Here is a 3,023-nt window from a genome sequence, read left to right as displayed (position 1 = left end):
CGCTTGTATGGATAATAAGCACTCCAATCGGGTAAGGTGAGACCCAGACTTTAGCTGCAACTAAAGTTCTTCTATCTGGTAGTTCGATTAAACGATGGCTCCTCGATTGAGAGACCGGTAACAAGTACGAACGTCAGATAGAACTCCAAGCACCACACTCGAATAGTCTTCTGGGTCTCGAGCCCGCATTTGCAAGCAAGAGTTAGCTTATTATGAATACAAACACACTTCAAAACATTAATGTTGGCGTTGATACTGGTAAGTCACAATTAGACATCTATGTCCGTCCACTCGACATTTACTTCACCGTACCAAACACCGATAAAGGCATCAGCGATGCCATTAAAATCATTAAGAAACACAAACCTCAACGCGTCGTCATCGAGGCTACAGGTCGATTAGAAATGCCCTTCATACTCGCCTGTGATAAAGCTAAATTGCCTTATGTCGTTGCCAATCCACTACGTATTAAAAGGTTTGCTGAGGCCATTGGTCAACGAGCTAAGAACGACCGTTTAGATGCCGCGCTCATCGCACATTATGCCGAACGAGTTCAGCCCGAACTTACCAAGCTAAAAAGCGAAAACATACGCCTTATGAGTGACTTAGTCACGAGGCGGAACCAACTACTCACCATGCAAACCATGGAAAGAAACCGACTACAAATATTACCCAAAAACATCTCATCGACTATTACTCCGATTCTAACCGCTCTAAAAAATCAGCTTGAAAAAGTAGAGGCAAAGATAGAAAAGCTGATTGAGAGCTGCCCTGAATATCAAGCTAAGAACACCATCCTTCAAAGCATGCCTGGCGTAGGAAAGATCCTAGCCGCCTCCCTAATTAGCAATGTACCCGAACTCGGTTTTATCACTAACAAGCAAGCCTCTTCTCTCATTGGCGTCGCACCTATAACAAGAGAGAGCGGACGCTTCAAAGGCAAACGGATGATAAAAGGAGGTCGACCTCAAGTTAGAACAGTCATGTACATGGCAATGATGTCGGCTATCCAATGCAACCCTGTATTTAAGGCTACTTATGAACGATTACTTGCGGCAGGAAAACCTAAAAAAGTAGCGATAGTTGCCTGCATGAGAAAGATGGTTGTGACACTCAATTCAATGCTAAGAGACGGTGCAATATGGGATAAAGATAGCGTCAAAAATTAACTATTGACGCCATAGTCTCTTGTTATACATTATTTCGACCGCATATCTAAATGGTATCTAAAGAAGTCTAGTGGTTTTATCAGTACAAATGACCAAGCTAAAAGAGCAACTGCGGTGACTTGCGTATATGGAGGAGTTATCCCAGAGAAGTAAGCTGGAAATAGACCTATTAACCCTAAAGGCATAAGAAAAGCACCTAAATATGGCTTTATTTGAGCATTATAGCCCAACAATCGCTCCGCAATAACAATAAAAAATACAACCACAACACCTATGATAATACCTAGAAAAAATGCTGCTATGTAGCCCCAAACCAACCCTAGATTTTGGACGAAATATTCTCCAAATTCTGCAATTAACGAGCAAATAATGGCAGGTATAAAAATCTTCGTAGATAAGTCATCTACTGCTTTCGCATATGTACTACCAAAGGTTTCCACGAATCAAAAATCTCCATAATGTATAACGCCCAATTAAGTTGTGAGCAACGCTGTCACCTTACCCGAACACTTCACCTTAATCACTAAACTAACTGAAACCGAAAGTGCCGAGCGTTGCCAATCAGCTTGAATTGCTTGTTATATGCGTACTCATTTAGACCACTGAAATTACAACGCGCTCGTTGTCCGCTGTATCTTCCACTTCCAGTAAAGTTCCTTCCGTCTTAGCATCCTTTAACGCATTTACTAAGGCTTCTAGTTGCTCACCATTTTCGTCGAATTTAGATGATATGTTCTGAGGTATGATATTCGCTACGACTTTGGCCAAACCAAGGGGAATAGACAAGCTGTCTTGCAACTCACCTGAATCACAAGAATAGGTATCGATTTTTAGTTTTCGCATACTAGACCTCTCACCGACTATATGAATCAACTAGAATACGTTACCTTTGAAATATATCTGTGAGCGAGATTAAGGGTTTGAAAGCCTAGAGCATATAACGCCGCGTTAAGTGGTGAGCAACGCTACCACCTTACCTAAACCATTGTGCCGTAAACACTAAAGTTGAATCAAACCGAAAATGCCAAGCGTTGGAAATGATCTTCACCCGATAAAATGGACACCCTATTCTCTTTAACCCGTCACGATTTCATACTCATGTGGGGTTCGATATCCGAGACTTGAGTGCAGTCTATAACGGTTATAAAAATGCTGGATATAACCGGCAAGTTTATCTCTAAGCTGCTTCTCACTTTTAAAACTATTTTTCCTAATTATGTCGCCTTTGAGCGTATGGAAGAATGACTCCACCTCCGCATTATCGGTGCAATGACCTGGACGATTCATACTTGGGACAATTCCATTTTTTGATAATAAAGCTTGAACTTCATGGGCTCGATATTCAGAGCCTCTGTCGGTATGAAACAATAAGCGCTCTTGTGGCTTTCGATTTCTAATGGCCATTCTCAACGAACTCATCGTTAGCTGTGTACTCTTCTTACTACCAAGCGACCAACCGACGATTTTACGTGAGTAAAGGTCGATAACGACGGCTAGATACATCCAACGTTTACCTTGCTTTATATACGTTAGATCTCCAGACCATTGTTGATTAACTGCCGTTGGTTTTGGTGTGTCTTTTTTAATATTCTTAATTGATTGATAGAACCGATGTAGCTTGGCCATTTTCATGTAAATGCGATAACTTCGTGCTCTTAGCCCTTGCTCTCTCATGATCCGAGCCACACGCTTGCGGCTAACCAAAACGCCTTGGCGCCTCAGTTCTGCATGAACTCGTGGGCTGCCGTAAGTCTCTCGACTCTGGGTAAACACTTTAATTATACGCTTCTTCAAAGCCTGCTCTTCTTGATCGTAGCGGCTTGGTTCTCTATCAAGCCATGCGTAGTAACCCGA

Annotated in this window: 4 protein-coding genes; 1 reads left to right on the top strand and 3 read right to left on the bottom strand. The window is 42.1% G+C overall.

Translation table 11 applies throughout. The features are described from left to right. The first annotated feature begins 212 nt into the window (after positions 1 to 212). The gene (locus tag F0228_RS25545) at positions 213 to 1,169 is read left to right on the top strand and encodes an IS110 family transposase (RefSeq protein WP_116870499.1); all 957 of its coding nucleotides are present in this window, start codon (positions 213 to 215) and stop codon (positions 1,167 to 1,169) included. Positions 1,170 to 1,198: 29 nt separating this feature from the next. On the opposite strand, the gene F0228_RS25540 is transcribed toward F0228_RS25545, so the two are convergent. From F0228_RS25540 to F0228_RS25530, 3 genes are all read right to left on the bottom strand, one after another. Beyond that, the gene (locus tag F0228_RS25540; RefSeq protein ID WP_171763050.1) at positions 1,199 to 1,609 is read right to left on the bottom strand and encodes a hypothetical protein; all 411 of its coding nucleotides are present in this window, start codon (positions 1,607 to 1,609) and stop codon (positions 1,199 to 1,201) included. Positions 1,610 to 1,763: 154 nt separating this feature from the next. Further along, complete coding sequence (locus tag F0228_RS25535; RefSeq protein WP_105058156.1) at positions 1,764 to 2,012, bottom strand: hypothetical protein; 249 nt, start codon at positions 2,010 to 2,012, stop codon at positions 1,764 to 1,766. 231 nt (positions 2,013 to 2,243) lie between these two features. Beyond that, positions 2,244 to 3,023 (bottom strand): IS3-like element ISVisp1 family transposase (locus tag F0228_RS25530; RefSeq protein WP_171763049.1); only part of this gene is annotated, 780 nt, incomplete at its 5' end.

Origin of the sequence: Vibrio sp. 99K-1, assembly GCF_013114585.1 — a bacterium.
Taxonomy (GTDB): Bacteria; Pseudomonadota; Gammaproteobacteria; order Enterobacterales; family Vibrionaceae; genus Vibrio; species Vibrio chagasii_B.
This window is presented reverse-complemented; position numbering and strand designations above follow the sequence as displayed.